Source organism: Streptomyces atratus, assembly GCF_040655115.1.
In the GTDB taxonomy this organism is placed as follows: domain Bacteria; phylum Actinomycetota; class Actinomycetes; order Streptomycetales; family Streptomycetaceae; genus Streptomyces; species Streptomyces atratus_D.
Genome location: NZ_JBFAJH010000009.1, coordinates 60,382 through 84,785 on the forward strand (window position 1 = coordinate 60,382; position 24,404 = coordinate 84,785).

22 protein-coding genes are annotated in these 24,404 nt (G+C 70.4%); 14 read left to right on the forward strand and 8 right to left on the reverse strand.

Annotated features, from left to right (window positions below):
• Nucleotides 1-25: 25 nt before the first annotated feature.
• Nucleotides 26-2,083, forward strand: a complete 2,058-nt coding sequence (locus AB0I23_RS13385; protein ID WP_359109358.1) for an NAD-binding protein — start codon at nt 26-28, stop codon at nt 2,081-2,083.
• A gap of 646 nt (nt 2,084-2,729) precedes the next feature.
• Here the strand turns inward: AB0I23_RS13385 and AB0I23_RS41670 are convergent.
• Nucleotides 2,730-4,541, reverse strand: a complete 1,812-nt coding sequence (locus AB0I23_RS41670) for a hypothetical protein (protein ID WP_436846929.1) — start codon at nt 4,539-4,541, stop codon at nt 2,730-2,732.
• A gap of 400 nt (nt 4,542-4,941) precedes the next feature.
• On the opposite strand from AB0I23_RS41670, the gene AB0I23_RS13400 reads away from it, so the two are divergent.
• Together AB0I23_RS13400 and AB0I23_RS13405 are read left to right on the forward strand one after the other, a co-directional pair.
• On the forward strand, nt 4,942-5,571 hold the full coding sequence (locus AB0I23_RS13400) for a tetratricopeptide repeat protein (protein WP_359109359.1): 630 nt from the start codon (nt 4,942-4,944) through the stop codon (nt 5,569-5,571).
• Nucleotides 5,568-6,842, forward strand: coding sequence for a glycosyltransferase (locus AB0I23_RS13405; protein WP_359109360.1), 1,275 nt, complete (start codon nt 5,568-5,570; stop codon nt 6,840-6,842). Before AB0I23_RS13400 ends, AB0I23_RS13405 begins: the two co-directional genes overlap by 4 nt.
• A gap of 286 nt (nt 6,843-7,128) precedes the next feature.
• Here AB0I23_RS13405 and trpS read toward each other — a convergent pair whose 3' ends face one another.
• Together trpS and AB0I23_RS13415 are read right to left on the reverse strand one after the other, a co-directional pair.
• Entirely contained in the window at nt 7,129-8,199 is a 1,071-nt protein-coding gene (trpS, locus tag AB0I23_RS13410; RefSeq protein ID WP_359109361.1) for a tryptophan--tRNA ligase, read from the reverse strand.
• Between the two features lie 293 nt (nt 8,200-8,492).
• The gene (locus AB0I23_RS13415; protein WP_234432866.1) at nt 8,493-8,621 is read right to left on the reverse strand and encodes a DUF6126 family protein; all 129 of its coding nucleotides are present in this window, start codon (nt 8,619-8,621) and stop codon (nt 8,493-8,495) included.
• A 169-nt stretch (nt 8,622-8,790) separates the two neighbouring features.
• Between AB0I23_RS13415 and AB0I23_RS13420 the strand changes: the two genes are divergently transcribed.
• The 3 genes from AB0I23_RS13420 (at nt 8,791) to AB0I23_RS13430 (ending at nt 11,063) form a co-directional block, all read left to right on the forward strand.
• Nucleotides 8,791-9,873, forward strand: coding sequence for an LLM class flavin-dependent oxidoreductase (locus AB0I23_RS13420; RefSeq protein WP_359109363.1), 1,083 nt, complete (start codon nt 8,791-8,793; stop codon nt 9,871-9,873).
• Between the two features lie 6 nt (nt 9,874-9,879).
• Nucleotides 9,880-10,530, forward strand: a complete 651-nt coding sequence (locus AB0I23_RS13425) for an FMN reductase (RefSeq protein ID WP_359109364.1) — start codon at nt 9,880-9,882, stop codon at nt 10,528-10,530.
• A gap of 110 nt (nt 10,531-10,640) precedes the next feature.
• Complete coding sequence (locus tag AB0I23_RS13430) at nt 10,641-11,063, forward strand: universal stress protein (protein WP_327245493.1); 423 nt, start codon at nt 10,641-10,643, stop codon at nt 11,061-11,063.
• A gap of 174 nt (nt 11,064-11,237) precedes the next feature.
• Here AB0I23_RS13430 and AB0I23_RS13435 read toward each other — a convergent pair whose 3' ends face one another.
• Entirely contained in the window at nt 11,238-11,639 is a 402-nt protein-coding gene (locus AB0I23_RS13435) for a hypothetical protein (RefSeq protein ID WP_359109365.1), read from the reverse strand.
• A 116-nt stretch (nt 11,640-11,755) separates the two neighbouring features.
• Here AB0I23_RS13435 and AB0I23_RS13440 point away from each other — a divergent pair, with 116 nt between their 5' ends.
• The 5 genes from AB0I23_RS13440 (at nt 11,756) to AB0I23_RS13460 (ending at nt 15,190) form a co-directional block, all read left to right on the forward strand.
• On the forward strand, nt 11,756-12,643 hold the full coding sequence (locus tag AB0I23_RS13440; RefSeq protein WP_359109366.1) for a hypothetical protein: 888 nt from the start codon (nt 11,756-11,758) through the stop codon (nt 12,641-12,643).
• A gap of 388 nt (nt 12,644-13,031) precedes the next feature.
• The gene (locus AB0I23_RS13445) at nt 13,032-14,048 is read left to right on the forward strand and encodes an NADP-dependent oxidoreductase (RefSeq protein WP_359109367.1); all 1,017 of its coding nucleotides are present in this window, start codon (nt 13,032-13,034) and stop codon (nt 14,046-14,048) included.
• Entirely contained in the window at nt 14,009-14,254 is a 246-nt protein-coding gene (locus AB0I23_RS13450) for a DUF2630 family protein (RefSeq protein ID WP_359109368.1), read from the forward strand. The genes AB0I23_RS13445 and AB0I23_RS13450 overlap by 40 nt, the downstream gene beginning before the upstream one ends.
• 331 nt (nt 14,255-14,585) lie before the next feature.
• Nucleotides 14,586-15,002, forward strand: coding sequence for a hypothetical protein (locus tag AB0I23_RS13455; protein ID WP_359109369.1), 417 nt, complete (start codon nt 14,586-14,588; stop codon nt 15,000-15,002).
• Entirely contained in the window at nt 14,999-15,190 is a 192-nt protein-coding gene (locus AB0I23_RS13460) for a hypothetical protein (protein WP_359109370.1), read from the forward strand. Before AB0I23_RS13455 ends, AB0I23_RS13460 begins: the two co-directional genes overlap by 4 nt.
• Nucleotides 15,191-15,205: 15 nt before the next feature.
• Here AB0I23_RS13460 and AB0I23_RS13465 read toward each other — a convergent pair whose 3' ends face one another.
• Nucleotides 15,206-15,616, reverse strand: a complete 411-nt coding sequence (locus AB0I23_RS13465) for an RNA-binding S4 domain-containing protein (RefSeq protein WP_359109371.1) — start codon at nt 15,614-15,616, stop codon at nt 15,206-15,208.
• Nucleotides 15,617-15,866: 250 nt separating this feature from the next.
• Here AB0I23_RS13465 and AB0I23_RS13470 point away from each other — a divergent pair, with 250 nt between their 5' ends.
• Nucleotides 15,867-17,348, forward strand: a complete 1,482-nt coding sequence (locus AB0I23_RS13470) for an APC family permease (protein ID WP_359109475.1) — start codon at nt 15,867-15,869, stop codon at nt 17,346-17,348.
• A gap of 47 nt (nt 17,349-17,395) precedes the next feature.
• Nucleotides 17,396-18,367, forward strand: coding sequence for a hypothetical protein (locus tag AB0I23_RS13475; RefSeq protein WP_359109372.1), 972 nt, complete (start codon nt 17,396-17,398; stop codon nt 18,365-18,367).
• A gap of 45 nt (nt 18,368-18,412) precedes the next feature.
• On the opposite strand, the gene AB0I23_RS13480 is transcribed toward AB0I23_RS13475, so the two are convergent.
• Complete coding sequence (locus tag AB0I23_RS13480; RefSeq protein WP_359109476.1) at nt 18,413-20,482, reverse strand: PhoX family protein; 2,070 nt, start codon at nt 20,480-20,482, stop codon at nt 18,413-18,415.
• A 237-nt stretch (nt 20,483-20,719) separates the two neighbouring features.
• Between AB0I23_RS13480 and AB0I23_RS13485 the strand changes: the two genes are divergently transcribed.
• A complete protein-coding gene (locus AB0I23_RS13485) occupies nt 20,720-22,510 on the forward strand; it encodes a VWA domain-containing protein (RefSeq protein ID WP_359109373.1) in 1,791 nt (596 codons plus the stop codon).
• Here AB0I23_RS13485 and AB0I23_RS13490 read toward each other — a convergent pair.
• On the reverse strand, nt 22,441-23,667 hold the full coding sequence (locus AB0I23_RS13490) for a sensor histidine kinase (RefSeq protein ID WP_359109374.1): 1,227 nt from the start codon (nt 23,665-23,667) through the stop codon (nt 22,441-22,443). The genes AB0I23_RS13485 and AB0I23_RS13490 overlap by 70 nt on opposite strands.
• Complete coding sequence (locus tag AB0I23_RS13495; RefSeq protein ID WP_359109477.1) at nt 23,664-24,317, reverse strand: response regulator transcription factor; 654 nt, start codon at nt 24,315-24,317, stop codon at nt 23,664-23,666. The genes AB0I23_RS13490 and AB0I23_RS13495 overlap by 4 nt, the downstream gene beginning before the upstream one ends.
• Between the last annotated feature and the right edge of the window lie 87 nt (nt 24,318-24,404).

Genomic DNA, 24,404 nt, shown 5'->3' on the forward strand with positions numbered 1-24,404 from the left:
TCGAACACCCGGAGGTGAGCAAGGCATGCTGGGATTCGTGTCCACACTTCCCCCGCAGCCTCAACGCTCCCCCCTCGGCGGCCACATGGTCGTCTGCGGCGACGACGCACTCGCCCAACGGCTGGCGGTGGAGCTGCGGTACGTCTACGGGGAGCGGGTCACGCTGCTTCTCCCGCCGGGGCGCGATCCCCGACGGCCTGAGCTGCCGCTGACCCAACGCGGGCGTGCGGCAACGCTGTTCGGCCGGATGTCGGCGGCGATGAACCGCAACCTGGGAAACGGCGGCAACGGGACCACCGGCGGCTCCGGCGGCTCCGGCGGCTCCGGCAGCTCCGGCGGCTCCGGCAGCTCCGGCAGCTCCGGCAGCTCCGGCAACGACACCAACGCAGGCGTTGAGGCGGTCCGCATCCTGGAGGCTGTGGAGCCTTCCGACGAGGCCTTCGAGGAGGCGGGCGTCGACACCGCCGCCGCACTCGCACTCGTCTACGACGACGACGAGCGCAACATCCGCGCCGCGCTGACCGCCCGCCGCCTCAATCCCCGTGTCCGGCTGGTCATCCGGCTCTACAACCGCAAGCTCGGCCAGTACCTGGAGACCCTTCTCGACCAGGCCGCCGCCGTCGCCGTCCCCGGACTCGACCCCACGGCACTGGACGCGTCCACCACCGTCCTCTCCGACGCCGACACCGCCGCCCCCGCACTCGCCGCGACCGCGCTCACCGGTTCCAGCAAGGTCGTCCAGGCGGAGGGCCTGCTCCTGCGGGCCGTCGAACGCACCCCGCCCCGGCAGGGTGAGGTCGCCGACCCCGGCCTCTGCACGCTCGCTCTGCTCTCCTCCACCACCCACGACCCGGCGGGCGCCGAGGGATCCGACAGCAGCGGCGCCGAAGGGCCCCAACTCCTGCCCGATCACGAGCAGGTGGCCGCGGCGACCGGGCGCGGCACGGTGGTCCTGGAAGCCATCCGCGAGGCCGCACCGGACGGTCCGACGCTGCGCATGGGGGGCCGAAGCGCCCCGCTGAGCCAGATCTTCTCGCGCCGTCTGCGCTGGTCGGCGCTGGGTGTCGGCTCGGCGGTCGTGGCCCTCGCCGTCGCCTCCACCCTCACCACGGGCGACCACCCCCTGCACGCCGCGTACTTGACCCTGCTCGACCTCTTCGGGATGGGTGACCCGGCCATCGGCGATCCCACCGCGCGGCAGATCATCCAGCTGCTCTCCGGAATCGCCGGACTGATGCTGCTGCCGCTGCTGGTGGCGGGCGTCCTCGAAGCGTTCGGCTCCCTGCGTACGGCGTCGTCCCTGCGCCGCCCGCCGCGCGGCCTCTCCGGCCATGTGGTGCTGCTGGGGCTCGGCAAGATCGGTACGAGGGTGCTGGTCCGGCTTCGCGAGCTCGACATCCCCGTGGTGTGCGTGGAGGACGACCCGGACGCGCGCGGCATCCCGGTGGCCCGGCGGCTGCACGTACCCGTCGTCCTCGGGGACGTCACCCAGGAGGGCGTCCTGGAAGCCGCGAAGATCCAGCGCTCCCGCGCCCTTCTCGCCCTGACCAGTATCGACACCACCAACCTGGAGGCGGCGCTCTACGCCCGCTCGGTCAAGCCCGATCTGCGGGTGGCACTGCGCCTCTTCGACGACGAGTTCGCCACCGCCGTCTACCGCACCCTGCGCACCGCCCACCCGCAGGCTCTGACCCGATCCCGGTCCGTCTCCCATCTGGCCGCCCCGTCCTTCGCCGTCGCGATGATGGGACGGCAGATCCTGGGTGCGATCCCGGTCGAGCGGAAGGTGATGCTGTTCGCCGCGATCGAGGTGGCGGGCCACCCGCAACTGGAGGGCCGGACGGTCGAGCAGGCGTTCCGTGCGGGGGCATGGCGGGTGCTGGCCCTGGACGCGACCCCGCGCGAGGACCGCCGCCCCGACCTGACGACGGTCGCACCGGCTTCTCTCGAGCGCCCGTCGGGCCTGGTCTGGAACCTGCACCCGGGGTACGTGCTGCGCGCCGAGGACCGCGTGGTGATCGCGGCCACCCGGCGCGGACTCGCGGAACTTCTCCGCAGACGGCGTGCAGTGACATCGCGTTAGGAAATGTCATCGAGCTGGTCGGCAACGGCTCGGACCGCATGGCGGCCGGGCAGCACCGCGTCCGCCGTCTCCACCTCGTGGACATTTCGCCGCGACAAAGGTGTGCTCGGATGACGAGCCCACCGGTGCGAGGTTTTTCTCGACACTCGAATAGGTAATGTTGTGAAACTATGATTCGCCGTCCGCTTTTCCGACCCGCAATGGCCAGGAATCAGCGGAATACCGATCGACACCACACTCGATAACCAGCTCCGGTTACAACGCCTTTCAACAATAGCGGCCGACAGGCCACCGACTGGCCGGCCCAGCCGCACCCCCTGTGACCCTCCAGCCGGCAGCTGGACCTTCTGCGGATCCCTGACGAGGTCAATTCATCCGACCGTCAGAACGTTCTATCCGGACAGCGCACCAATCATCACCCCCCGCATGCGAGTTCGCCCTCCCGTCGAAGAAGCAGGCAAATTCGCTATTGCCCCTCGATCAGGGCCCACCGTTCCGATTTCCTGGCCGGTATGGTGAAAGTGGATCACTGCACGGCGAGTTGGCATGGCACATAACACGGTGGGTGCATACTCAATCCATCCAACAAGCCAACGCGACATACCGGTGCGCGCCCAAGAATTTGCGCATGCCCGGGTATTCGCTTTCAGTTCTTCAGGAAGGTTCCGGTGTGAAACGTCAGTCGCTTCGCAGATCTTGGGTCCAAACCGTCACCATGCTTTCCGCCGCGGGGACACTTGGCCTGATCGTCAACGTCGCTTCGTCGACGGCGGCTATGGCCGACGCGATCGAGAAGCCCGCAGTCGATTACGCACTTGGGGTGCCAGGCCCGAACGGCGCCATGAGTGCCGATCCGGGTCCCCGTACATTGTCGACGGCCGATCGCGACGACAGCCGTCACAGGAACCGAGGCCCGCAGGGACACCCGGGCAGACGAGGCCCCCAGGGGCCCCAGGGCGACACCGGAGCACAGGGGCCCCAGGGCGACCAGGGCGACCAGGGAATCCAGGGCATCCAGGGCAACCAGGGTGACCAGGGCATCCAGGGAATCCAGGGAATCCAGGGCAACCAGGGCGACCAGGGCGACCAGGGTGACCAGGGCTTCCAGGGCGACCAGGGGATCCAGGGGATCCAGGGCAACCAGGGCAACCAGGGCAACCAGGGCTTCCAGGGCTTCCAGGGAATCCAGGGCTTCCAAGGCGACCAGGGAGACCAGGGCCTCCAGGGCATCCAGGGCAACCAGGGTGACCAGGGCGACCAGGGAATCCAGGGCAACCAGGGCAACCAGGGCTTCCAAGGCGACCAGGGAATCCAGGGAATCCAAGGCTTCCAAGGCTTCCAAGGCGACCAGGGAGTCCAAGGCATCCAGGGCAACCAGGGCAACCAGGGCAACCAGGGAATCCAGGGCAACCAGGGTGACCAGGGCAACCAGGGCTTCCAAGGCTTCCAGGGCGACCAGGGAGTCCAAGGCATCCAGGGCAACCAGGGCGACCAGGGAATCCAGGGCAACCAGGGCAACCAGGGCAACCAGGGCGACCAGGGCAACCAGGGCAACCAGGGCAACCAGGGCTTCCAAGGCTTCCAGGGCGACCAGGGAGTCCAAGGCATCCAGGGCAACCAGGGCGACCAGGGAATCCAGGGCAACCAGGGCTTCCAAGGCTTCCAGGGCAACCAGGGCAACCAGGGTGACCAGGGCGACCAGGGAATCCAGGGAATCCAGGGCAACCAGGGCTTCCAGGGCGACCAGGGAATCCAGGGCAACCAGGGCTTCCAAGGCGACCAGGGAGACCAGGGCCTCCAGGGAATCCAGGGCAACCAGGGAATCCAGGGCGACCAGGGAATCCAGGGCAACCAGGGCTTCCAAGGCTTCCAGGGCAACCAGGGCAACCAGGGTGACCAGGGCGACCAGGGAATCCAGGGAATCCAGGGCAACCAGGGAATCCAGGGCGACCAGGGAATCCAGGGCAACCAGGGCTTCCAAGGCGACCAGGGAGACCAGGGCCTCCAGGGAATCCAGGGCAACCAGGGAATCCAGGGCAACCAGGGTGACCAGGGCGACCAGGGCAACCAGGGCTTCCAAGGCTTCCAAGGCTTCCAGGGCGACCAGGGAGTCCAAGGCATCCAGGGCAACCAGGGCGACCAGGGAATCCAGGGCAACCAGGGCAACCAGGGCAACCAGGGCTTCCAAGGCTTCCAGGGCAACCAGGGCAACCAGGGTGACCAGGGAATCCAGGGCAACCAGGGCGGCCAAGGTGACCAGGGAATCCAGGGCAACCAGGGCTTCCAAGGCGACCAGGGAATCCAGGGAATCCAGGGCAACCAGGGCGGCCAGGGCAACCAGGGCAACCAGGGCAACCAGGGCGACCCGGGCGAAACGGGCGCCGCAGGACCCCAGGGCTTCCAGGGCATCACCGGATCCCAAGGAGCCCAGGGCATCCAGGGCGGCCAGGGCTTCCAAGGCCTCCAGGGCAGTCAGGGTTTCCAGGGCGCCCAGGGCCCGAGCTCCGGGGCGCAGAGCGAGGTCGTCACGGGTACCTCCGTAACAGGCGACGTCGTTGTCTCGTGCCCCCCCGGCAAATTCGCGACGGGCGGCGGCTACCAGGGCGCGGTTACAGGCACCCGCGTCATGAACGGTCCTGTCGGGGGTTCTCCGGCCACTGGCTGGCAGGTCAGCACGTCCAGTCCACAACCTGTCACCGCATACGTGGTCTGCACACCGTGACCCCCGGGCCGTGAGCCTGGCCGGGGCTCACGGCCAACTGTGCGGACGACGCCCAGGGCGCCGGCCGCACAGCGACCCCGTACGTGGCCCTGTCGGCCGACTCATTAGCGTTACCGAACCGATGAGGTAAAGCCCCGTGAAAAAGCGAATGGGACTGTGGACCGGACTCGCAGCAACGGTCGTCGCCGCCAACGTGGTGACCGGTTGGGTTCACCTGCCCACAGGGGTCTCCACGACCACACCCAGGGCTGGATCGGGGCCCGCGGCCACGTTCGTTCCGAAGGTGGAGCGACTGCTCCAAGCAGGCATCAAGCAGGGCGGGAACAAGGATTTCTCTGGGGCGACACGTAGCTTCAGACAGGTCCTGGACCTGGATCCCGCCAACAAGCTCGCCTGGTACAACCTCGGCGTCGTCGCCCAGCACGACAACAGGACGGCCGACGCCCGCGCGGCTTACGACAAGGCGCTGAAGATCGATCCGGATTTCGAATCGGCCCTCTACAACAAGGCGATCCTGATCGGGTCGAACGACACCGGTCAGGCGATCGAAATCCTGCAGCACATCGTGGGCGCCAACCCGAAGGCCGCCACGGCCTATCTGCACCTTGGACAGGCCTTGAAGAAGAAGGGCCGTGACGGCGAGGCCGAGGACGCCTTCGGCCTCGCCGTCCGAGTCGACCCTTCGCTCCGACAGCTCGTCCCGGAACAGTTCCGGAAACCCGCGAGCCCAGCACCGACAGCCACTCAGGCAGGTACCAAAAGATGACTTCCCCCTCGACCCCGAAGTTCTCTGTCTTCACCCCCAGCCATCGACCGCGATTCCTGGACGAATGCCTCGCGACCCTGCAGGCGCAGACCCACTCCGACTGGGAATGGGTCGTGCTCCTCAACAACGGCGCGCGCTGGCGGCCCGAAAAGCCCGATGACCGTGTCCGGGTAGAGATCGCGGACAACGTCGCGGGCGTCGGAGCGGCCAAGCGCCGCGCCTGCGAACTGGCACGCGGAGAGATCCTCGTCGAGCTCGACCACGACGACCTGCTGGCGAAGGACTGCCTGGCGGAACTGTCGAAGGCTTTCGACGAGAATCCCGGCGTCGTCTTCGTCTACAGCCATACCGCTCAGATCACCGAGGACGGAGGCCGGGACGACTCGCGGTTCAACGAGGCGCACGGCTGGCAGTACGAGGAGGTGGATGTCGACGGCCGTCAGCTCCTGCAGGCCGTCTCCATGGCGCCGACACCGCACAACGTCTCGTACATCTGGTACGCCCCCAACCATGTGCGGGCGTTCCGTAAGGGCGCGTACGAGCAGGTCGGTGGATACGATGCCACGCGCACGGTGCTGGACGACCAGGACTTGATGTGCCGTCTCTTCCAATTGGGTGACTTCCACCTGATCCCTCGCTGCCTGTATCTGCAGCGGCAGCACCCTCACAACACCCAGCGTGATACCGAAATCAACGCGCACATCCAGCGCGAGACGGTCGCCCTGTACGACAAATATGTGGAGGTCAACGCGCTCGCCTGGACCAAGCGGCGCGGGCTCCTCGCGCTGGACCTCGGCGCCGCGCACCGCAAGCCGCCCGGCTACCTGGGAGTGGACCAGTACCCGAGGGACGGCGTCGACATCGTCGCGACGCTGCCCGGGCCGCTGGACCTCCCCGACGACTCGGTCGGCCTGGTCCGGGCAGTGGACTTCCTGGAGCACGTGCCGGCGAAGATTCCGCTGATCAACGAGCTGTACCGCCTGTTGGCCCCGGGCGGCATGCTCCTTTCCCGGACCCCCAGCTCCGACGGCCGGGGCGCCTACCAGGACCCGACGCATGTCGCTTACTACAACGAGAACTCGTTCTGGTACTACACCGACGACCAGTACCGCGCCTTCGTACCGGAAATCCGGGCCCGGTTCCAGCGCTCACGGTTGGTCACCTACTTCCCGACCGACTGGCACTCCAGGAACAACATCTCCTACGTGCAGGCCAATCTGATCGCGATGAAGGACGGCGCCGAACGGTGCGGCGGTCTCCTGCTGGTGTGATGTCTCCCATCGGGAGCGTGGACGCCCTGTCGTGCGGGGGACCCGGCGCGGCCGGCCTCCGCTCGTGGGTGACGGGAGCGAGGCGCGAACGTCGGACGACAGGACCTGGCTGGGCCGCATCCGCCGGGCGCTCCGCCGAGCGCCCGGCGGGTCGCTCGGCCGGTCGCTCAGTGAGCAGCAGAACGGCCGACGCCGCGGATATGTGGACGCTCAGCGCCGTGGTGAGCGAGCCGCCGTGGGTGAGGACGGCGAGCGCGTCACCGCGGGAGGACGGAGCCGGGTTCCGCTACAGCACGCCGCCCATCACCCCCCGCACCTCCGCCAGCGTGGCCTCGGCCACGGCGTTGGCACGCTCGTTGCCGGTCCGCAGGACCGACCGTACGTAGGCCATGTCCTGCGCGTACTCCGCCCGCCGCGCCCGCACCGGCGCCAGCCGCTCGTTGACGGCGTCCGTCACGGTTCGTTTGAGCACGGCGCCACCACCGTCTCCGATCTCCTCCGCGACCTCGTACGGATCGCGGTCGAGGCAGAGCGCGGCGAGGAGGACGAGCCCCGACACTTCGGGCCGGGTCTCCGGTTCGTACGTGATGTGCCGGTCGGTGTCCGTCTTCGCCCCGCGGATCAGCCGGGCGGTCTCGTCCGCAGTGGCCCCGAGCACGATGGAGTTGCCCCGGCTCTTGCTCATCTTGCCGCCGTCGGTGCCGAGCAGGAGGGGGGCGGCGGAGAGCAGGGCGTCCGGTTCCGGGAAGACCGCCCCGTACCGCTCGTTGAAGCGCCGGGCGACGCTCCGGGTCACTTCGAGGTGCGGCAACTGGTCCTGCCCGACGGGGACGAGGTTGCCCTTGCAGAACAGGATGTCGGCGGCCTGATGCACGGGATAGGTGAACATCAGCCCGCTGACGGCGGACTGCCGGGAGTGCGCGATCTCGTCCTTGACCGTGGGATTACGGTTCAGCTCGGCGACGGAGACGAGGCTGAGGAACGGCAGCATCAGCTGGTTCAGCGCGGGCACGGCACTGTGGTTGAAGATCGTGGTGCGGGCCGGGTCGATACCGATGGCCAGGTAGTCCAGCAGCATCCCCTCCATGTGCTCGGTGAGCCGGTCGGCGACGTCCCGGTCGGTGAGCACCTGGTAGTCGGCGATGATCACGAAGACGTCCACGCCGAGGTCCTGGAGCCGGACGCGGTTGTGGAGGGTCCCGAAGTAGTGCCCGAGGTGCAGCGCCCCGGTGGGCCGGTCCCCGGTCATCACCCGGAACCGCCCGGGATCCTGCTGGATCTGCTGCTCCAGCTCGGCACTGCGGCGCTGGGCGGGGCTGGTGACGGGTGCGGTGACGGGTGTGGCGGCGGTGGTCATGGTCTCTCCTCGCGGGTGCTGGTTGCGTGGAGGACGGCCCGCCGGGAGCGGCATCCGTACCCGTATGGGCAGAGAAAAAGGGCCGTCCGTATCGAACGGCCCTGGTTCCGTGCAGATGAGGCGGCCGCTCCTAAGTGGAGCGCCACCAGTTTCGGCACGGTACGGAGGTCATGGGCCGAGTGTAACGCGGCCAAGCTCCGTCCACACGGCCTTGCCGGGACCGTGCCGCTTCCCGTACGGGACAGGATCGGATGCCGCGCGAGGTCCCGTACGCGTTCAGCCCGTCGAGCGGCTCACTTGTGGGCGTGCTCGCCCACGTAGAACAGCAGGTAGACGAAGCCCGCGAAGAGATGCGTGGCAAAGACGTAGACGAAGACGCGCAGCGCGACGCCGCGCTCCTTCCAGCTCTCGCTCTCGCTCATGGGCCCTGCCTCCTTCGTGCCGGCGTGTTCCCGGCAAGTCTCTCCGTCCAGAGTACGCACCGCCGGGGTCTCCGCCCCGGACGACGGAATAGGGAGAGGGGGCGCCCCGTTGTAGGGTGGGACCAAGTAGTTCAAGGTTCAACCATTACCCCTCACGGAGGCGGGCGCCATGGAGTTCGGGATCTTCACCGTCGGAGACGTCACCACCGACCCCACCACCGGCAGGACACCGACCGAGCACGAGCGGATCAAGGCGACCCTCGCGATCGCCCTGAAGGCCGAGGAAGTGGGCCTGGACGTCTTCGCGACCGGCGAGCACCACAACCCGCCGTTCGTCCCGTCCTCGCCGACGACCACGCTCGGCTACATCGCCGCCCGCACCGAGAACCTGATCCTGTCGACGTCCACGACGCTGATCACCACCAATGACCCGGTGAAGATCGCCGAGGACTACGCGACACTGCAGCACCTCGCGGACGGCCGGGTCGACCTGATGATGGGGCGCGGCAACACCGGGCCGGTCTACCCGTGGTTCGGCAAGGACATCCGCCAGGGCATCCCGCTCGCCATCGAGAACTACGCCCTGCTGCACAAGCTGTGGCGGGAGGACGTCGTCGACTGGGAGGGCAGGTTCCGTACGCCCCTGCAGTCCTTCACCGCGACCCCGCGCCCGCTGGACGGCGTCCCGCCGTTCGTCTGGCACGGCTCCATCCGCTCCCCGGAGATCGCGGAGCAGGCCGCGTACTACGGCGACGGGTTCTTCCACAACAACATCTTCTGGCCCATCGAGCACACCAAGAAGATGGTGGACCTCTACCGGCAGCGGTACGCGCACTACGGACACGGCACCGCCGAGCAGGCCATCGTCGGTCTCGGCGGCCAGGTGTTCATGCGGAAGAACTCGCAGGACGCGGTACGGGAGTTCCGCCCGTACTTCGACAACGCGCCGGTCTACGGGCACGGCCCCTCCCTGGAGGACTTCTCGCAGCAGACGCCGCTGACCGTCGGCTCCCCGCAGGAGGTCATCGAACGGACCCTGTCGTTCCGTGACGCCGTCGGCGACTACCAGCGCCAGCTGTTCCTGATGGACCACGCGGGACTCCCGCTGAAGACGGTCCTGGAGCAGCTCGACATCCTCGGCGAGGAGGTCGTCCCGGTACTGCGCAAGGAGTTCGCCAACCTGCGGCCGGCCGGAGTGCCGGAATCCGCCCCCGCCCACCCGGCCGTCGCCGCGCGCACGAAGGAGATCTGACCCACCATGCAGAACGAGGCTCTGAAGATCGTCGCCGTCTCCGCGGGGCTGAGCCAGCCGTCGTCGACCCGGCTGCTGGCCGACCGGCTGGCGGCCGCCGCCCGGGAGCGGCTGGCCACCGAGCAGGACCGGCCCGTGAAGGTCCGGGTGATCGAGCTGCGCGACCTGGCCGTCGACATCGCGAACCACCTGGTGACGGGGTTCCCGCCGCGGGCGCTGAACGAGGCGATCGACGCGGTGACGGCGGCGGACGGCCTGATAGCCGTGTCGCCGGTCTTCACCGCCTCGTACAGCGGACTGTTCAAGTCGTTCTTCGACCTGATCGAGAACACGGCGCTGACCGGCAAGCCCGTCCTCATCGCGGCGACCGGCGGCACCGGCCGGCACTCGCTCGTCCTGGAACACGCGATGCGGCCGCTCTTCGCCTACCTGCGGGCCACCGTCGTACCGACGTCCGTGTACGCGGCGTCGGAGGACTGGGGCTCATCCGGCGACGAGTACACCGAGGGGCTGCCGTCCCGGATCCGGCGCGCGGGCGGCGAGCTCGCGGGGATGATCGCGGGCGGCCGGGCGGTCTCCGGGGCGTCCAGGGCACCGGGGCTCGACGACGAAGTGGTGCCGTTCGAGCAGCAGCTCGCCGACCTGCGGCTGGACTGACCTGCCGCTGCCCGGACGGGGTGGACCCGCCCGGTTTGATTACAGTTACCCGCAAAGGCGCACCGTGAGGTGTGTCCGCAGATGTGAGCTGAACCGAGCTGGAGGCAGAGATGGGCAGGATCGTGGTGGGCGTGGACGGCTCCGAGTCGTCGATCAAGGCGCTGCACTGGGCCGTACGCCAGGCCGAGCTGACCGGTGACTCGGTGGAGGCCGTCAACAGCTGGGAGTACCCCGCGACCAGCTGGGCGTCCATGATGCCGGGCATGCCGGAGGACTTCGATCCGCAGGCCCTGGCGATCGTCTCGCTCACCGAGGCGCTGGAGGAGGCCCTCGGCGCCGAGGGCGCGGCCGCGGTCAGCAAGATCGTGGTGATCGGCAACCCGGCGCAGGCCCTGCTGGACCGCGCGAAGGGCGCGAACCTGCTGGTCGTCGGGGCGCGCGGATACAGCGGCTTCAAGGCGACCCTGCTCGGCTCGGTCAGCCTCCACGTCACCCAGCACGCGCCGTGCCCGGTGACGGTCGTCCGCGACTGACCGACTGAGCGTGAAGAACGAAGGAGAGGGGCGGCCCCGTTCGGGGCCGCCCCTCTCCTTGCCCCCTTCCTGAGGCTCCACCACGTCCGCGACGACGTGTGTCGTGCGGTCCTGGCCGCCCGCCGCACCGGCCGGGGACTGTGGTCGTGAAGGGGGAGAACGGAGGGCGCGGCGTCAGTCCTCCGTCACGTGGAACACGTAGAAGGCGCACACCCACATGCCGAATCCGGTCACCAGGGCCAGGACGGCGCACGCCAGCACGCTCTTGTCGGACAGGCTGTAAAGGAAGCCGACCGTACCGCCGAACAGCACGCCGTACGCGGTGGCCTTGGTCCCCGTCGGCAGCCGCTTCTGTACCCGGCCGAGGCCGTAGCAGAGCGCCGCCAGCACGGCGCCGGAGATCAGGCCGAGCGCAAGCTGCGTGCCGGTGAGCACACCGCCGCCGCGCACGATGGACGTCGCCCACCAGCCCCCGATCACACCCAGGGTGACGGGCATGGCCCAGCTGAGCGTGCTGGGGCGTTGGGTACGCGCCCTCCTGCGGCGGTGCGTCGGCGTAGAAGCGTGTGTGGTCACGAGAGCTCCTTCCGTCGCCCCCTGTTCACTCCAGGGCACACCCGGCCGTGGGGCCCGGCAACTCGAATGGCGCAGGGCCCGGGGCGCACCGCTGCCGTCCGGGATTCCCTTGAGGGGTGCGAACCTCTCTCTCGGTGACGTTGTCGACGGTGCTGCTTGTGCTGCTCGCCGTCCTCGTCCCGCTGAGTGCGCTGGCCGCCTGGGTCGATCTGGAGATCGACAACACGGACCGGTACGTCGCCGCGGTGGAGCCGCTCGCCTCCGACCCCGATGTGCAGGCCATCGTGGCCGGTCTGATCACCGACGAGGCGATGAAGCAGATCGACGCAGGGCCGCTCCAGGACACCGTGCGGGGCTTCCTGTCCGACGCGGTGCGGTCGTTCACCACCACGGATGCCTTCCGTACCGCCTGGGACGCCGCCAACCGCACCGCCCACAAGGCGGTCACCGCCGCACTGAACGGGAACACCGGCGAGGCGGTGACCATCGACCTGGCACCGGTGTCGGAGCAGGTCAAACAGAATCTGCTGGACAACGGGGTGCCGCTCGCCGACCGCATCCCGGTCCAGCACACCGAGATCACGCTGATCTCCGCCGACCGCGCCGACCAGCTGCGCCACACCTTCCGCCTGCTCCGGGACGGCAGCATCTGGCCCGCCGTCGGGACCGTGCTGTTCGCACTCGCGTCCGTGGCCTTCGCGGCGGTGCGCGGCCGCTCGGAACGCCGGGGCGCCGCCCGTGCCGCCCTGACGGCCACGGCGCTCGTCGGGCTCGGATTCGCCCTCGGCGCGCTGGTGCTGCGCGCGGTGATCGCGATCGCCCGGAACCGGGTGCTGGCGGGGGTGCCGGGCAGCGACCACGACGCGGCGGCAGCGGTGTACGACGCGCTGACGGCTTCGCTCCGTACGACGGTGTGGATCGTCCTCGGTACGGCGCTGACGGTGGCGCTGTGCGCGGTGGTCGCGCGGGTGTGGGCGGGGCGGGAATCCGCCGTATCGGCGTGATCCGGCCCGCCCCGCCCGGGAGAGGGACCGGGCAGCCCCTGCCCGGTCCCTGCGAGAGGCCCGCCCCCTGTGACCAGCACGCGGGCAGCCTCCACGGCAGCGCCCGCGTCGCCGGCGCCTCCCCTACGTACTCCTGGCCCGCGGACCGCTCCACTCCACTGCGCACCCAGATCGACCATGTGCTCGTCAGCGACGAGTTCTCGGTCCGGTCCGCCCGCTTCCTGCGCCTCGACGGCACCGGACCACCGGGCGCTCCTCGTCGCGCTCGACGTGCACGCCGGCTGAGCGCGCGCCGCCGCACACGGTTCGGCGTGCGGCGGCGGGCGGACCGGGCAAGAGTGGAGTCCAGGACTGCGTGACCGTCGAGGTCGACTGAGAGGTCTTCCGCATGCGAGCCATAGCCGTCAGCACGTTCCGGGCCGCCCCTTCACTGATCGAACTGCCCAAGCCGGACCCCCGGGCCGACGAGGTACGGGTGAGGATCGAGTACGCCGCGCTCAACCCGTGCGACTGGCAGACCGCGGACGACGCCTCGGAAGGGGCCGCGGAGCCGGTGTTCCCGCTGGTCGTCGGCGTGGACTACGCGGGCCGGGTGGACATGATCGGCAGCGGCGAGAGCCCCTTCCGGGTCGGCGACGAGGTCTTCGGCCGGGTGAGCGGATCGCGGGCCGGCGCGGGCACGTACTGCGACTACGTGTCCGTCCCGCAGGACTCCGCGATCGCTCTGGTCCCGGACGGTCTCCCGCTCCGGACCGCTGCGGCGCTGCCGTCCGCCGGTATGGCCGCGGCGCAGCTCCTGGAGACCGCGGTGCTCCGCGGCCACGAGAGTCTGCTCATCATCGGGGCGGCGGGCGGCGTCGGCAGCTGTCTGACCCAGCTCGCGTCCGCCCGGGACCTGCGCGTCCTCGCCGCGGTGCGCGGTGACGAGCACAGGCGGATGGGGGCGCTCGGCGCCACCGTCACGATCGACACGACGGCCCGTCCGCTCGAAACGGCGGTACGGGAGGCGTGCCCGGAAGGCATCGACGCGCTCGTCGACCTGGTGTCCACCACCCCGGACGGCTTCGTGGCACATGCGGCGCTGGTACGGGCCGGGGGCGTGGCCGTCTCCACGCGGGGCGTCGCCGGGCGGGCCGCCCTTGCCACCGGTGTCAGCGGTATCGACTTCCGCCTCGAACCGACACCCGTGCTGCTCGACATCCTGGCCACGGGAGCCCTGGAGGGCGTGCTCACGGTGCCCATCGACATCGAACTCCCGCTGGAGAAGGCCCCGCAGGCGCTCGACCGGAACCGCACGGGCGGCGCCCGCGGCAAGACCCTGTTCGCACTCCGACCCGCGTTCAGAAGAATCCGAAAGGAGGCGGCATGGACGAGCAGGAGATCATCGACAACATCGGCGGGCTGATCTCCGAGGAGCGGACCCTTCGCGACCGATCCATCCGGGAAATGGGGCTCTCCGCCGACGAGAAGTCACGCCTGCGTACGGTGGAGGTCCAACTCGAACAGTACTGGGACCTGCTGCGGCAGCGTCGCGCCCTCAGCGAGTTCGGCGGCGACCCGAACGCGGCGAGGGTCCGGCCGGCCGACGAAGTAGAGGGCTACCAGAGCTGACCGCACGTCATCGCAGGGGGAGCCCGTTGCCGGAGGCGGAGGCGGAACGGAAGCGTTCCGCGCCACCGAGCCGGCTGCTGAGCGGGCTCCGACCACTGTCCGCTCCCATCCCGTGGGTCGCCGCCGTCCGCGCGTCCATTGCCATGGCCGGACCGCTGGCCGTCGGCTTCGCGCTCGACCGGCAGGCCGTCACCCAGTCGCTGAACACCTCCTACGACCTGATCCTCGCCCGCCGGGCCCGCTACCACGGCCGCAGCGGCACGATGGTGCGGCTGCTCGCGCAGCTCAATGTGGTCATCCCGCTCCGCTCGTCGGGCGGCGCCCGCGGTGCATGTGCGGCGGTACCGGCTGCCCGACGCCATCCCGGCGGCGGTACGCGGCCGTCGAGGAGAGCCGCACCGGCGGCGCCGAACCGGAGCTGCCCGCGCCCGACGCGCCCGCCACCTGGGCCGTGGACAGCGCGCTGCGCCACGCGGCGGCCGTCGTGCACAACGCCGACGTCGATCCGTACCACGGCGGCGACCGGCTCGGACGCCCCGCCGCGCCGGGAGTACGGATGCGGCGGGCGACCCGGACCGTGCTGTTCTCCGGGACGTCCTGGCGGTACGGGCTGCGGCTGGCCCTCTGCATCGGCCTGGCCCAGACGCTGACCTCGCTGGTCTCCGTGGACGAGCGGATCGTGGACGCGGCGACGGCGGCACGGGTCCGGGTCGCCACGGCGCACCGGAACCGGAGCCCGAGGAGGTGACCGAGATCCAGCAGCAGCTGCGGGAACTGGCGGAGGGACTGCGGGCCAGCGAGGACCTGGTGAGCGTACGGACCGAGCTGCCGGGCGACGAGGAGGGGTACTGGCGCCGCTGCGCCAGGAGGTCGCGGCGGCACGGGCGATCGCCTCACCGCAGGCGGGCGCGGACGCACGCGTCACGCCCGCCATAGGGGGAGCCGGGCAGCTCAGGCCGGCCGGTCCCCGTGGCCGCGGCTCTGCAGGCGTTCCATCTCGCGGCGGTCGCGCTTGGTCGGGCGGCCCGTGCCGCGGTCGCGGACCGGCACCTGAATGACCGCTTCGCGCGGCGGCGGGGGCGGGCTGTTGTCGACGAAGCATTCCGCCGCCACCGGCGGGCCGACCCGCTTCTTCACGATCCTGGACACGACGACGATCCGGTCGCGGCCGGCGTGCCGGAGCCGTACCTCGTCCCCCACATGCAGGGTCTGCGCCGGCTTGGCACGGTCCCCGTTGACCTTGACATGCCCCGCACGGCAGGCGGCAGCGGCCTGCGAGCGGGTCTTGGTCAGCCGTACCGACCAGATCCAGCTGTCGACGCGGACGCTTCCCTCCGCCTGCGGTGTCTCACCCGAAACCATGTCTTCGACTGTAGGCCTTCGGACCGGGCCGTGAACCTCGTACGGGCGTCACGTAACGCTCGTACCGCCCAAGTCCCTACAGCTGTGACCACGGGACTACGATGCGGACGATCTTCCCGAACGGACTGACCACCTCCGTTCGGAGTTTCGAGGATCTGTTTCTGACATGCCGCCACATGTCGTGCCGCTGAACGATGTACGGGGACTTCGCCGGGGCACGCCGTACTTCCGGAAGCAGTTGAGAACAGTGATGCGCAGCACCTCCGCCCGGCCCGGCCGCGGGCTCCAGCCCAATGTCCTCGGAACGTTCAACACGATCGTCATGGCGGTAGCGGGCAGCGCACCCGCCTATTCGCTGGCCGCCACCAGTGCCGTGCTCGTCGGGACGGTCGGACTGGGCGCGCCCGCCGCCCTGCTGTACTGCGCGATACCGATGCTCGGCGTCGCCCTCGCGTACCGGCAGCTCGGCCGGATCGACGTCAACGCGGGCGCCGGCTACTCCTGGGTCGGCAGGACCCTGCACCCGTTCCTCGGTTTCCTCAGCGGCTGGGCGCTGGTCGTCGCGGCGACCCTGTTCATGGTCGCCGGATCGCTGCCCGCAGGGACGATGACGCTGACCGTCATCGACTCGCGCTTCGCCGACAACACCACACTCGCCACCCTCATCGGGGCAGGCTGGTTCCTGCTGATGCTGCTCGTCGTGCTCGGCGGGGCCCGGCTCAGTGCCCGTACCCAGCTGCTCATCTCCGGGGTCGAGCTGGTGATCCTGCTGGTCTTCGCGGTCGTCGCGCTGGTCCGCGGCTCCACGGATACCGGGGCCGGTGCCGCACACGCCTTCGCATGGTCCTGGCTCGGCTTCGGGCACTTCGACGGGGTCTCCGGCTTCGCCTCCGGCGCGCTGATCGCCGCGTTCTACTACTGGGGCTGGGACGTCACCGGCAACCTCAGCGAGGAGACCCGTGACAGCCGCCGCACCGCGGGGCTCGCCGGAATCGTCGGCCTGCTCACCGTCTTCGCGCTCGTCGAAGTGTTCGCGATCGCGGTGAACGTGATCCTCTCCGCCGACGACATCCAGCGGCACAGCGCCAACGTACTGACCGTGCTCGGGGAGAAGGTGTGGCCCGGCGTCGGTGGAAAACTGCTCGTGGTGGCGGTGATGCTGTCGACCGTCGCGACCCTGCAGACCACGCTCATCCAGGTCACGCGCTCCCTGTTCGCGATGGGGCGCGACCGCACGATGCCTGCCGCGTTCGGCCGGGTGCACCACAGCTGGAACACCCCGTGGGTGGCTGTCGCCGCCGTGGGCGGGGTCGCACTCGTCCTGATCCTCGCCTCGCTCGCCCTCGGCCGCGTGCAACGGATCCTGGGGGTGGCCGTGCAGGCCATCGGGCTGCAGATCGCCGTGTACTACGGACTCGCGGGGCTGGCCGCCGTCGTCGCCTACCGCAAACTGCTCCTCCGCTCGGTCCCGGACTTCTTCCTCGGCGGGCTCTGGCCGCTGGTCGGCTCGCTCTTCATGTTCTGGATCTTCTTCGAGGCGCTCGGCGACTTCAGCGGAACGGCGCTCGCGCTCGGCCTCGGCGGTCTTGCCGTGGGCATCGTCCCGATGCTCTGGTACCGGCGGCGCGGCAGCTCGTACTACCGTCCGGCGAAGCTCGATGCCTCACGCACCGTGCAGGCCGAGGATTCATCCGGTTGCACCGACTCGGCCACGATCGTCACCGACTTCTGATCCCCGGCCCTCCGCCCCCGACTCCGAGAGGAGACGACCCTCCGAGCATGGCTGCACGCCGACGCCGCACCCCCCCACCCGTGCACTTCGACCCGGATTTCGGCGACCGGTCACTGACCGCGGCCCGCCAGGACATCATCATCGGACGCTGGCAGGGCGTACGCGATCTGCTGCACGCCACCGGCACCACGTGGGCCCTGCGCACCCACCGGACCCGGCTGCTCGCCCACGCCGCGGCGGGCAGCTCCACCGTGGAGACCTGGCTCGCCGCCGAACCGAAGAGCGCCGACGCGCATGTGCTGAAGGCGGCGACCGACGTCGTACGGCTCTTCGGGCGGGCCGTCATGGCGGGGCGCGGCATCGCCGTCGACCAGGACCGGGTGGACCGGGTCGTCCGCTGCTGTCTGCGGGCCGCCGAGGCCTGCCCGCCCGACCCGATGCCGTGGGCGTCGCTGCTGACGGTGGCGCGGCTGTACGAGGACGGGACCCGATGCCGGATCACGCAGTGGTGGGACGAGCTGCTGCGCCGCGACCCCCACCACATGGAAGGGCACACGCAGCTGCTGCGCTACTACTCGGCGCGCTGGCACGGCACCCACGGCACCATGTACGACTTCGCGCGCGACGCGGCGGGCGCTGCGCCGTCCGGTTCGTCGCTGCCGGTGCTGGTGCAGATCGCCAGGGTCGAGGAGTACCGGTACGTCTCCGACGCCACGCACGGGCGGCCCGTCGTGGCGCCGCGCACCGGACAGCAGCACTGGGACCACGAGCTGGCGGTGACCGAGGTCTGCCGCACCTGGGAGCGCTGGCTCGGGATGCGCGCGGCGGGGCCGGTGTCCCCGGAGGAGGTCGGTGAGCTGAACTACCTCGCGCACGCGGCCTGTTACGCAGGGCGGCCCGCGGAGGCCGCGGACGCGTTCCGGCTGCTGGACGGACGGGCGGTGCGGGTGCCGTGGTCCTACACCGGGGACGCGGAGGCACAGTTCACGCGGTGGCGCCACCAGGTCGCCACCGCGTGAACCCTTGTGTCGGGTGACCTTCGATCGGAGGTCACCGGCAGGCTCTCAGACGCCGATGTCGCGGCCGTCCTCGCGCCAGACGGCGACGACCGACGGACGCACGATCCTGCCCGGACCGTCCGGCCAGCTGCTCGCCGGCTTCTCGACGGACGCGCCGTCGATCTCGCCCGGGTGCTGCACCGCGACGAGCACCCGGCGGTCCTGGACCAGCGGACCACAGGTCTCGGCGCCGCTCGGCACGGTCAGGAACTGCTTGAGCTCACCGCATCGCTCGCCCTGGGTGGCGACCCCGAACAGGCCGTCGTGCGAGCCGAGTTGGTTGCCGTCCGTGGCGATCCACAGGTTGCCGTGCGGGTCGAACGCCACATTGTCCGGGCAGGAGATGGGGCTGACCTTCTCCTTGGGGAAGCCGGAGAAGTACGTCGACGGGTCGTTCGGGTCGCCCGCGACGAGGAACAGCCGCCAGGCGAACGTGTCGCCCGCCGGGTCGTCCCCCTGCTCGGCGAGCTCCAGGATCTGGCCGTGCTTGTTCAGGTTGCGCGGGTTCGCCTCGTCGGCGCCCGCCTTGCCCGGCTTGCCGCGGTCGGTGTTGTTCGTCAGCACGACATAGACGCGGCCGGTGCGCGGCGACGGCTCGATGTCCTCGGGGCGGTCCATCTTCGTGGCGCCGACCTTGTCACCGGCCAGTCGCGTGAAGACGTACACCTCCTCGGCGGTCATCCCGGGCACGTGGGAGGTGTCGCCCGTCGCCAGCGGGATCCAGACGCCGCTGCCGTCGAACTCACCGTCGGAGGGCAGCTTCCCGGTGCCGTCGATTTCGGCGGCCGGGGAGTCGCCGGTCAGCCTGGCGACGTACAACGTCCCCTCGTCCAGAAGGGTGAGGTTGTGCTCGCGAGCGGCCCGCGAGTTCCCCTTCTTCATCTTCTTCGACGATACGAACTTGTAGAAGTAGTCGAAGCGTTCGTCGTCACCCATGTAGACGACAGGACGGCCGTCGGCGGTCAGGCGGGGCTGCGCGGCCTCGTGCTTGAAGCGGCCGAGGGCGGTGCGCTTGCGCGGCGTCGCTTCCGGGTCGTACGGGTCGAGCTCGACGACCCAGCCGAAGCGGTGTGCCTCGTTCGGCTCCTGCGCCAGGTCGAACCGCTTGTCGAAACGCTCCCACTTGCGCTCGGTGGCGCCGGTCGCGATGCCGTACCGCTTGTCGGTGGTGCTGGAGCCATTGGCGAAGTACTGGTTGAAGTTCTCCTCGCCGTGCAGCGTGGTGCCCCACGGGGTGGTGCCGCCCGCGCAGTTGTTGAGCGTGCCGAGCACCTTGCGGCCGGTGGGGTCGGCGGAGGTACGGAGCAGGGGGCCGCCCGCGGCCGGGCCGGTGACCTCGAACTCGCTGGTCGCGGTGAGGCGGCGGTTCAGCGGGTGGCGGCCGACCGGTGACAGCTTGCCGGTGCGGCTCTCGTCCTGGACGACGACTACGGAGAGTCCGTGCGCGGCCCAGGCGATCTCGACCTGCTCGCGGGTCGGGTTGGCCGGATCGTAGCCACGGAACATGAGGTTCTCGTCCGTGTACTCATGGTTGGCGACCAGAACCTGGCGGCCGTGCTCACCGTGGAGCGGGAGCAGGGAGAGGAAGTCGTTGTTGTAACCGAACTGGCCCGCCTGCGCCTTCGCGGACTGCTTGTCCGGGTCGAAGGCGGGCGCACCGCGCAGAATCGGCTCGCCCCAGCGAATCACGACATTCTGGCCGTAGCCGTCCGGGACGGTGACCTTGTCGTCCTTGTTCGGCGCGACGGGTTCGAAGCGCAGACCACGGGCGCCGGACGCGGCGGGAGTCGTCGACCCGTCCGGCGCGTGCCCGTGGCCCGCGAGCGCGGCGGCCTCGGCCTGCGGCGCGGCCGGGCCGGCCAGGACGGTCGTCCCGGCAGCAGCCGCGACGGTCACCACGGCCGCGGCACGCATCATCGAACGGCGCGAGAGGGCACCGGCGATGACATCACCGACGTATTCGTTGTCGCTGGTGTTCGGAATTTCCTGGAAGCAGGCGTCGCCACAGCGGTAGCGGCAGGTCAACGCAGAGCGCCCGCCCGGGTGCGAGCTGATGAGCGGCAGCAGGTTGCGCACGAGTTTTCCCTCCATATGTATGTCCTGCGTGACGGTAGGTGCGCCATCACGCGGTTCGAGGGCCTCTGCATGAACGGGGAGTGAAGTCGGGGCCACTGCTGTCTGTTTGACACGGGCGCGGGCCGCACCAACGAACGGCCGGATCCGGCCGCTAACCTTACGTATCCGCCCTGGCCAGGGATCAGTTCCCGCAGTACGGACATTCATCGCACTCAACTCATGCGAAAGGCCTCGCCCATGGGCATTCGGAGCTTGCTGCGCAAAGTGTTCGGCCGCGACCGCGCGGAGCAGGACGAGCCGACGACGGCCACGGTCCCGCCCCAGACGGAGCGCACCGGGCCGACGGAGTCGGAGCCCGTCGCGGTGACAGTGACGGCGGACGAGACGGTGGCGGCATCCGCCCCGGCCAACAATGCCTCGGTGCCCGCTCCCGCCTCGCGCCGGTCCACGTCGGCCGAGAGCGGACTGGCGGCGGACCTGGTGGCGGAGGCCTTCGACAGGCCATCGGCCCCCACACCGAAGCCCACACCCACGGTCCCGGCCCAGGGCTCGGCCCCGAAGCTGGTCGCGGCTGAGGCCACGGTGGAGCCGGATGCGGCTGAGGCCACGGTGGAGCCGGATGCCGAGCCGGTCGCCGCGGTGCCCGAGGCTGAGCCGGTCGTTGCCGAGGCCGAGGCCGAGGTCCCGGACGCCGCCGAGACCGAGTTGGCTGCCGCCGAGGCCGCGGTCGAGGCCGAGCCGGTCGCCGCCGAGGACGCGCCGAAGGCTGCCACCGAGGTCGCACCGAAGGCTGCTGCCGAGGCTGCGGCGAAGGCTGCGGCGGAGCCGGAAGCCGAGCCGGTCGCCGCCAAGGTTGCGCCCGAAACTGTCGCCGAGGTTGCGCCGAAGGCTGCCGCCGAGGCTGCGGCCGAGCCGGAAGCCGAGCCGGTCGCCGCGGTGCCCGAGGCTGAGCCGGTCGTTGCCGAGGCCGAGGCGGAGCCGGATGCCGAGACGGTCGCCGCGGTGCCCGAGGCTGAGCCGGTCGTTGCCGAGGCCGCGGCGGAGCCGGAAGCCGAGACAGTCGCCGTCGAGGACGCGCCGAAGGCTGCCGCCGAGGCCGCGGTGGAGCCGGAAGCCGAGACGGTCGCCGCGGTGCCCGAGGCTGAGCCGGTCGTTGCCGAGGCCGAGGCCGAGGTCCCGAACGCCGCCGAGGAAGCGCCGAAGGCTGCCGCCGAGGCCGCGGTCGAGGCCGAGCCGGTCGCCGCCGCGCCGGAGACCCCGGCCGAGAGCGAGCCGACCGCCCCTGTCTCCGCCGACGCACCCTCCGAGGCGCCCGCACCCGCCACCGACGAACCCACCACCGCCCTCCCCCTCGCCCGGGTCGCGTCCAGCGCGCCTGCGCTCGTCGACCCGTACAAGGCGGCCCGGGCGGCGCTGCAGGCGCACGGGCTGACCGGGCTGCGCGCCACCGTCTACCTGGTGCTCGACCGCTCCGGCTCCATGCGGCCGTTCTACAAGGACGGCAGCGCCCAGCACCTGGGCGACCGCACGCTCGCCCTCGCCGCGCACCTCGACGAGAACGCGACCGTGCCCGTCGTCTTCTTCTCGACCGACATCGACGGCACCGGCACGGTCGACCTCACCGCCCACGAGGGCCGGATCGACGAGCTGCACGCGGGGCTCGGCCGTCTGGGCCGTACGAGCTACCACCGCGCGGTCGAGGAGGTCGTCGCGCACTACGAGAAGTCGGAGGCCACCGGTCCCGCCCTGGTGATCTTCCAGACGGACGGCCCGCCGGACACCAAGCAGCCCGCCAAGCAGGCGCTCGTCGAGGCGGCGCGGCTGCCGCTGTTCTTCCAGTTCGTCGCGTTCGGCGAAGAGGACGCGAAGGGCTTCGACTTCCTGCGGAAGCTGGACGCCCCGAACGCCGCGTTCTTCCACGCGGGCCCCACCCCGCGCGAGGTGCCGGACGCCACGCTCTACCAGGAGCTGCTTGCCGCGCTCCCCGCCTGGCTCGCCTCCCGCGAGACCGTCGCCGACAAGGGCTGACCAGGCAGTTCGACCGGCAGACGTACGGTCACGGCGAGCCCGCCCCCGGGGCGCGGCGCCGCCGTGACCGTACCGTCGTGCGCCACCGCTATGGAACGCACGATCGAAAGACCGAGTCCGGAGCCCGGACCCATCCGGTCGCGGCCCTCGCCCCGCCGGAACGGCTCGAAGAACCCCGGGATGTCCGCCTCCGCCACCACCGGCCCGGTGTTGCGCACCTCCAGGACCCCCTCACCGGCCACGCCCCGCGCGAGGTACACCTCCACCGTCCCGTCAGGCACGTTGTACGTCACCGCGTTGGCCAGCAGGTTGGCCATCAGCTGGGCCAGCAGCAGCCGGTTCCCCCGTATCCCGCACGGCTGCGCGGAGACCCGCACACCCGGATACCGGGCCGCCTCCTCCGCCACCACCTGCGCGAGATCGACCGTGTCCCGCTCGCCCGCCGCGAGCCCCCGCTCGCTGCGCGCCAGCACCAGCAGCCCCTCGATGAGCCGCTCGCTGCGCCGGTTGTTGTCGAGGAGCGTCTCCCGGGTCCGCACAAGATCCTCAGGGGTCGGGTCGTCCAGTCCGATCTGGATCGCGGCCCGCTGGGTGGCCAGCGGTGTCCGCAGCTCGTGCGAGGCGTTGGCGATGAACCGCCGCTGGCTGTCGAAGGCCTTCTGCAGCCGGGCCAGCAGCGCGTCCAGCGTGTCGCCGAGCTCCTTCAGCTCGTCGTCGGGTCCGTTCGACGCGATCCGTTCGTGCAGCGTGTGCTCGGAGAGGCGGCGCGCCTTCGCGGTCATCGCGTGGACGGGCCGCAGCACCCGCCCCGCGGTCCACCAGCCCACCCCGACCGCGCACGCCGTCATCACGAGCAGTGCGGCCGCGGACCAGATCAGCAGTTGGTGGCCGGCCGCGTCGCTGACATGGTCGGTGAGGTCGTAGACGGTGGGCGGGCCGAGGCTCCGCCGGGTGATGAGCGGACCGTTCACCGCGTAACCCGGCTGGATGACGGCGGCGGTGGCGGCGATCGCGCGGGCCTGGGAGTCCGTACCGGCGCGGGAGGCAAGGTTGACGGTGGCGAGCAGCGCGGTCCCGAGAACCAGGAACACTCCGCCGTACACGAGCGCGATCCGCGTCCGGATCGTGGCGTGCCGGACGACCGACGGACGCTTCACAGGGCGTACCCCACGCCCTGCACCGTACGGATCAGGGCGGGCTCCCCGAGCTTCCCGCGCAGCTTGCTCATGCAGACGCGGACGGCGCCGGTGAACGGGTCGGCATTGGCGTCCCAGGCGCGCTCCAGGAGCTCCTCCGCGCTGACCGTCCCGCCGTCCGCCTCCAGCAGGAGCTGCAGCACGGTGAACTCCTTGGGCGAGAGCTCCAGCTCCCGGCCGTCGCGGGACGCGGTGCGCCGTACGGAATCGAGCCGCACGCCGTGCCGCTGCAGCTGCGGCGGCACGGGCCGGGCGCTGCGCCGCCGCAGCGCCCGTACCCGCGACACCAGCTCCGGGAACTCGAAGGGCTTGCCCAGATAGTCGTCCGCGCCGAGGTCGAGACCCGAGACGCGGTCCTCCATGGAACCGGCAGCGGTGAGCATCAGGATCCGGGTGCGCGAGCCGGAGGCGACGAGTCCGCGCGCCACGTCGTCACCGTGCACCCGGGGCAGATCGCGGTCGAGCACGACGACGTCGTAGTCGTGGAGCCCCAGGTAGGCGACGGCCGCGTCCCCGCTGTAGACGGTGTCGACGGCGAACCCCGCCCGCCGCAGGCCGGTGGCGACGAGCTCCGCAAGGATCTCCTCGTCCTCGGCGACCAGTACCCGCATCGTGATGTCCCCTGCCTCGTACATGCGCGTCCGCTCCCTCCCAGGATGGGACATTGCTACCGGAAGGCTTGTTTCGCAAAGGTTTCC

What these genes read in the sequence shown, in the direction of transcription:
- AB0I23_RS13385 (WP_359109358.1), top strand. Translation starts at nt 26, where the DNA reads ATGCTGGGATTCGTGTCCACACTTCCCCCGCAGCCTCAACGCTCCCCC.
- AB0I23_RS13405 (WP_359109360.1), top strand. Translation starts at nt 5,568, where the DNA reads ATGACTTCCCCCTCGACCCCGAAGTTCTCTGTCTTCACCCCCAGCCAT.
- trpS (WP_359109361.1), bottom strand. Translation starts at nt 8,199, where the DNA reads ATGACCACCGCCGCCACACCCGTCACCGCACCCGTCACCAGCCCCGCC.
- AB0I23_RS13415 (WP_234432866.1), bottom strand. Translation starts at nt 8,621, where the DNA reads ATGAGCGAGAGCGAGAGCTGGAAGGAGCGCGGCGTCGCGCTGCGCGTC.
- AB0I23_RS13420 (WP_359109363.1), top strand. Translation starts at nt 8,791, where the DNA reads ATGGAGTTCGGGATCTTCACCGTCGGAGACGTCACCACCGACCCCACC.
- AB0I23_RS13425 (WP_359109364.1), top strand. Translation starts at nt 9,880, where the DNA reads ATGCAGAACGAGGCTCTGAAGATCGTCGCCGTCTCCGCGGGGCTGAGC.
- AB0I23_RS13430 (WP_327245493.1), top strand. Translation starts at nt 10,641, where the DNA reads ATGGGCAGGATCGTGGTGGGCGTGGACGGCTCCGAGTCGTCGATCAAG.
- AB0I23_RS13445 (WP_359109367.1), top strand. Translation starts at nt 13,032, where the DNA reads ATGCGAGCCATAGCCGTCAGCACGTTCCGGGCCGCCCCTTCACTGATC.
- AB0I23_RS13450 (WP_359109368.1), top strand. Translation starts at nt 14,009, where the DNA reads ATGGACGAGCAGGAGATCATCGACAACATCGGCGGGCTGATCTCCGAG.
- AB0I23_RS13455 (WP_359109369.1), top strand. Translation starts at nt 14,586, where the DNA reads ATGTGCGGCGGTACCGGCTGCCCGACGCCATCCCGGCGGCGGTACGCG.
- AB0I23_RS13465 (WP_359109371.1), bottom strand. Translation starts at nt 15,616, where the DNA reads ATGGTTTCGGGTGAGACACCGCAGGCGGAGGGAAGCGTCCGCGTCGAC.
- AB0I23_RS13470 (WP_359109475.1), top strand. Translation starts at nt 15,867, where the DNA reads ATGCGCAGCACCTCCGCCCGGCCCGGCCGCGGGCTCCAGCCCAATGTC.
- AB0I23_RS13475 (WP_359109372.1), top strand. Translation starts at nt 17,396, where the DNA reads ATGGCTGCACGCCGACGCCGCACCCCCCCACCCGTGCACTTCGACCCG.
- AB0I23_RS13485 (WP_359109373.1), top strand. Translation starts at nt 20,720, where the DNA reads ATGGGCATTCGGAGCTTGCTGCGCAAAGTGTTCGGCCGCGACCGCGCG.
- AB0I23_RS13495 (WP_359109477.1), bottom strand. Translation starts at nt 24,317, where the DNA reads ATGCGGGTACTGGTCGCCGAGGACGAGGAGATCCTTGCGGAGCTCGTC.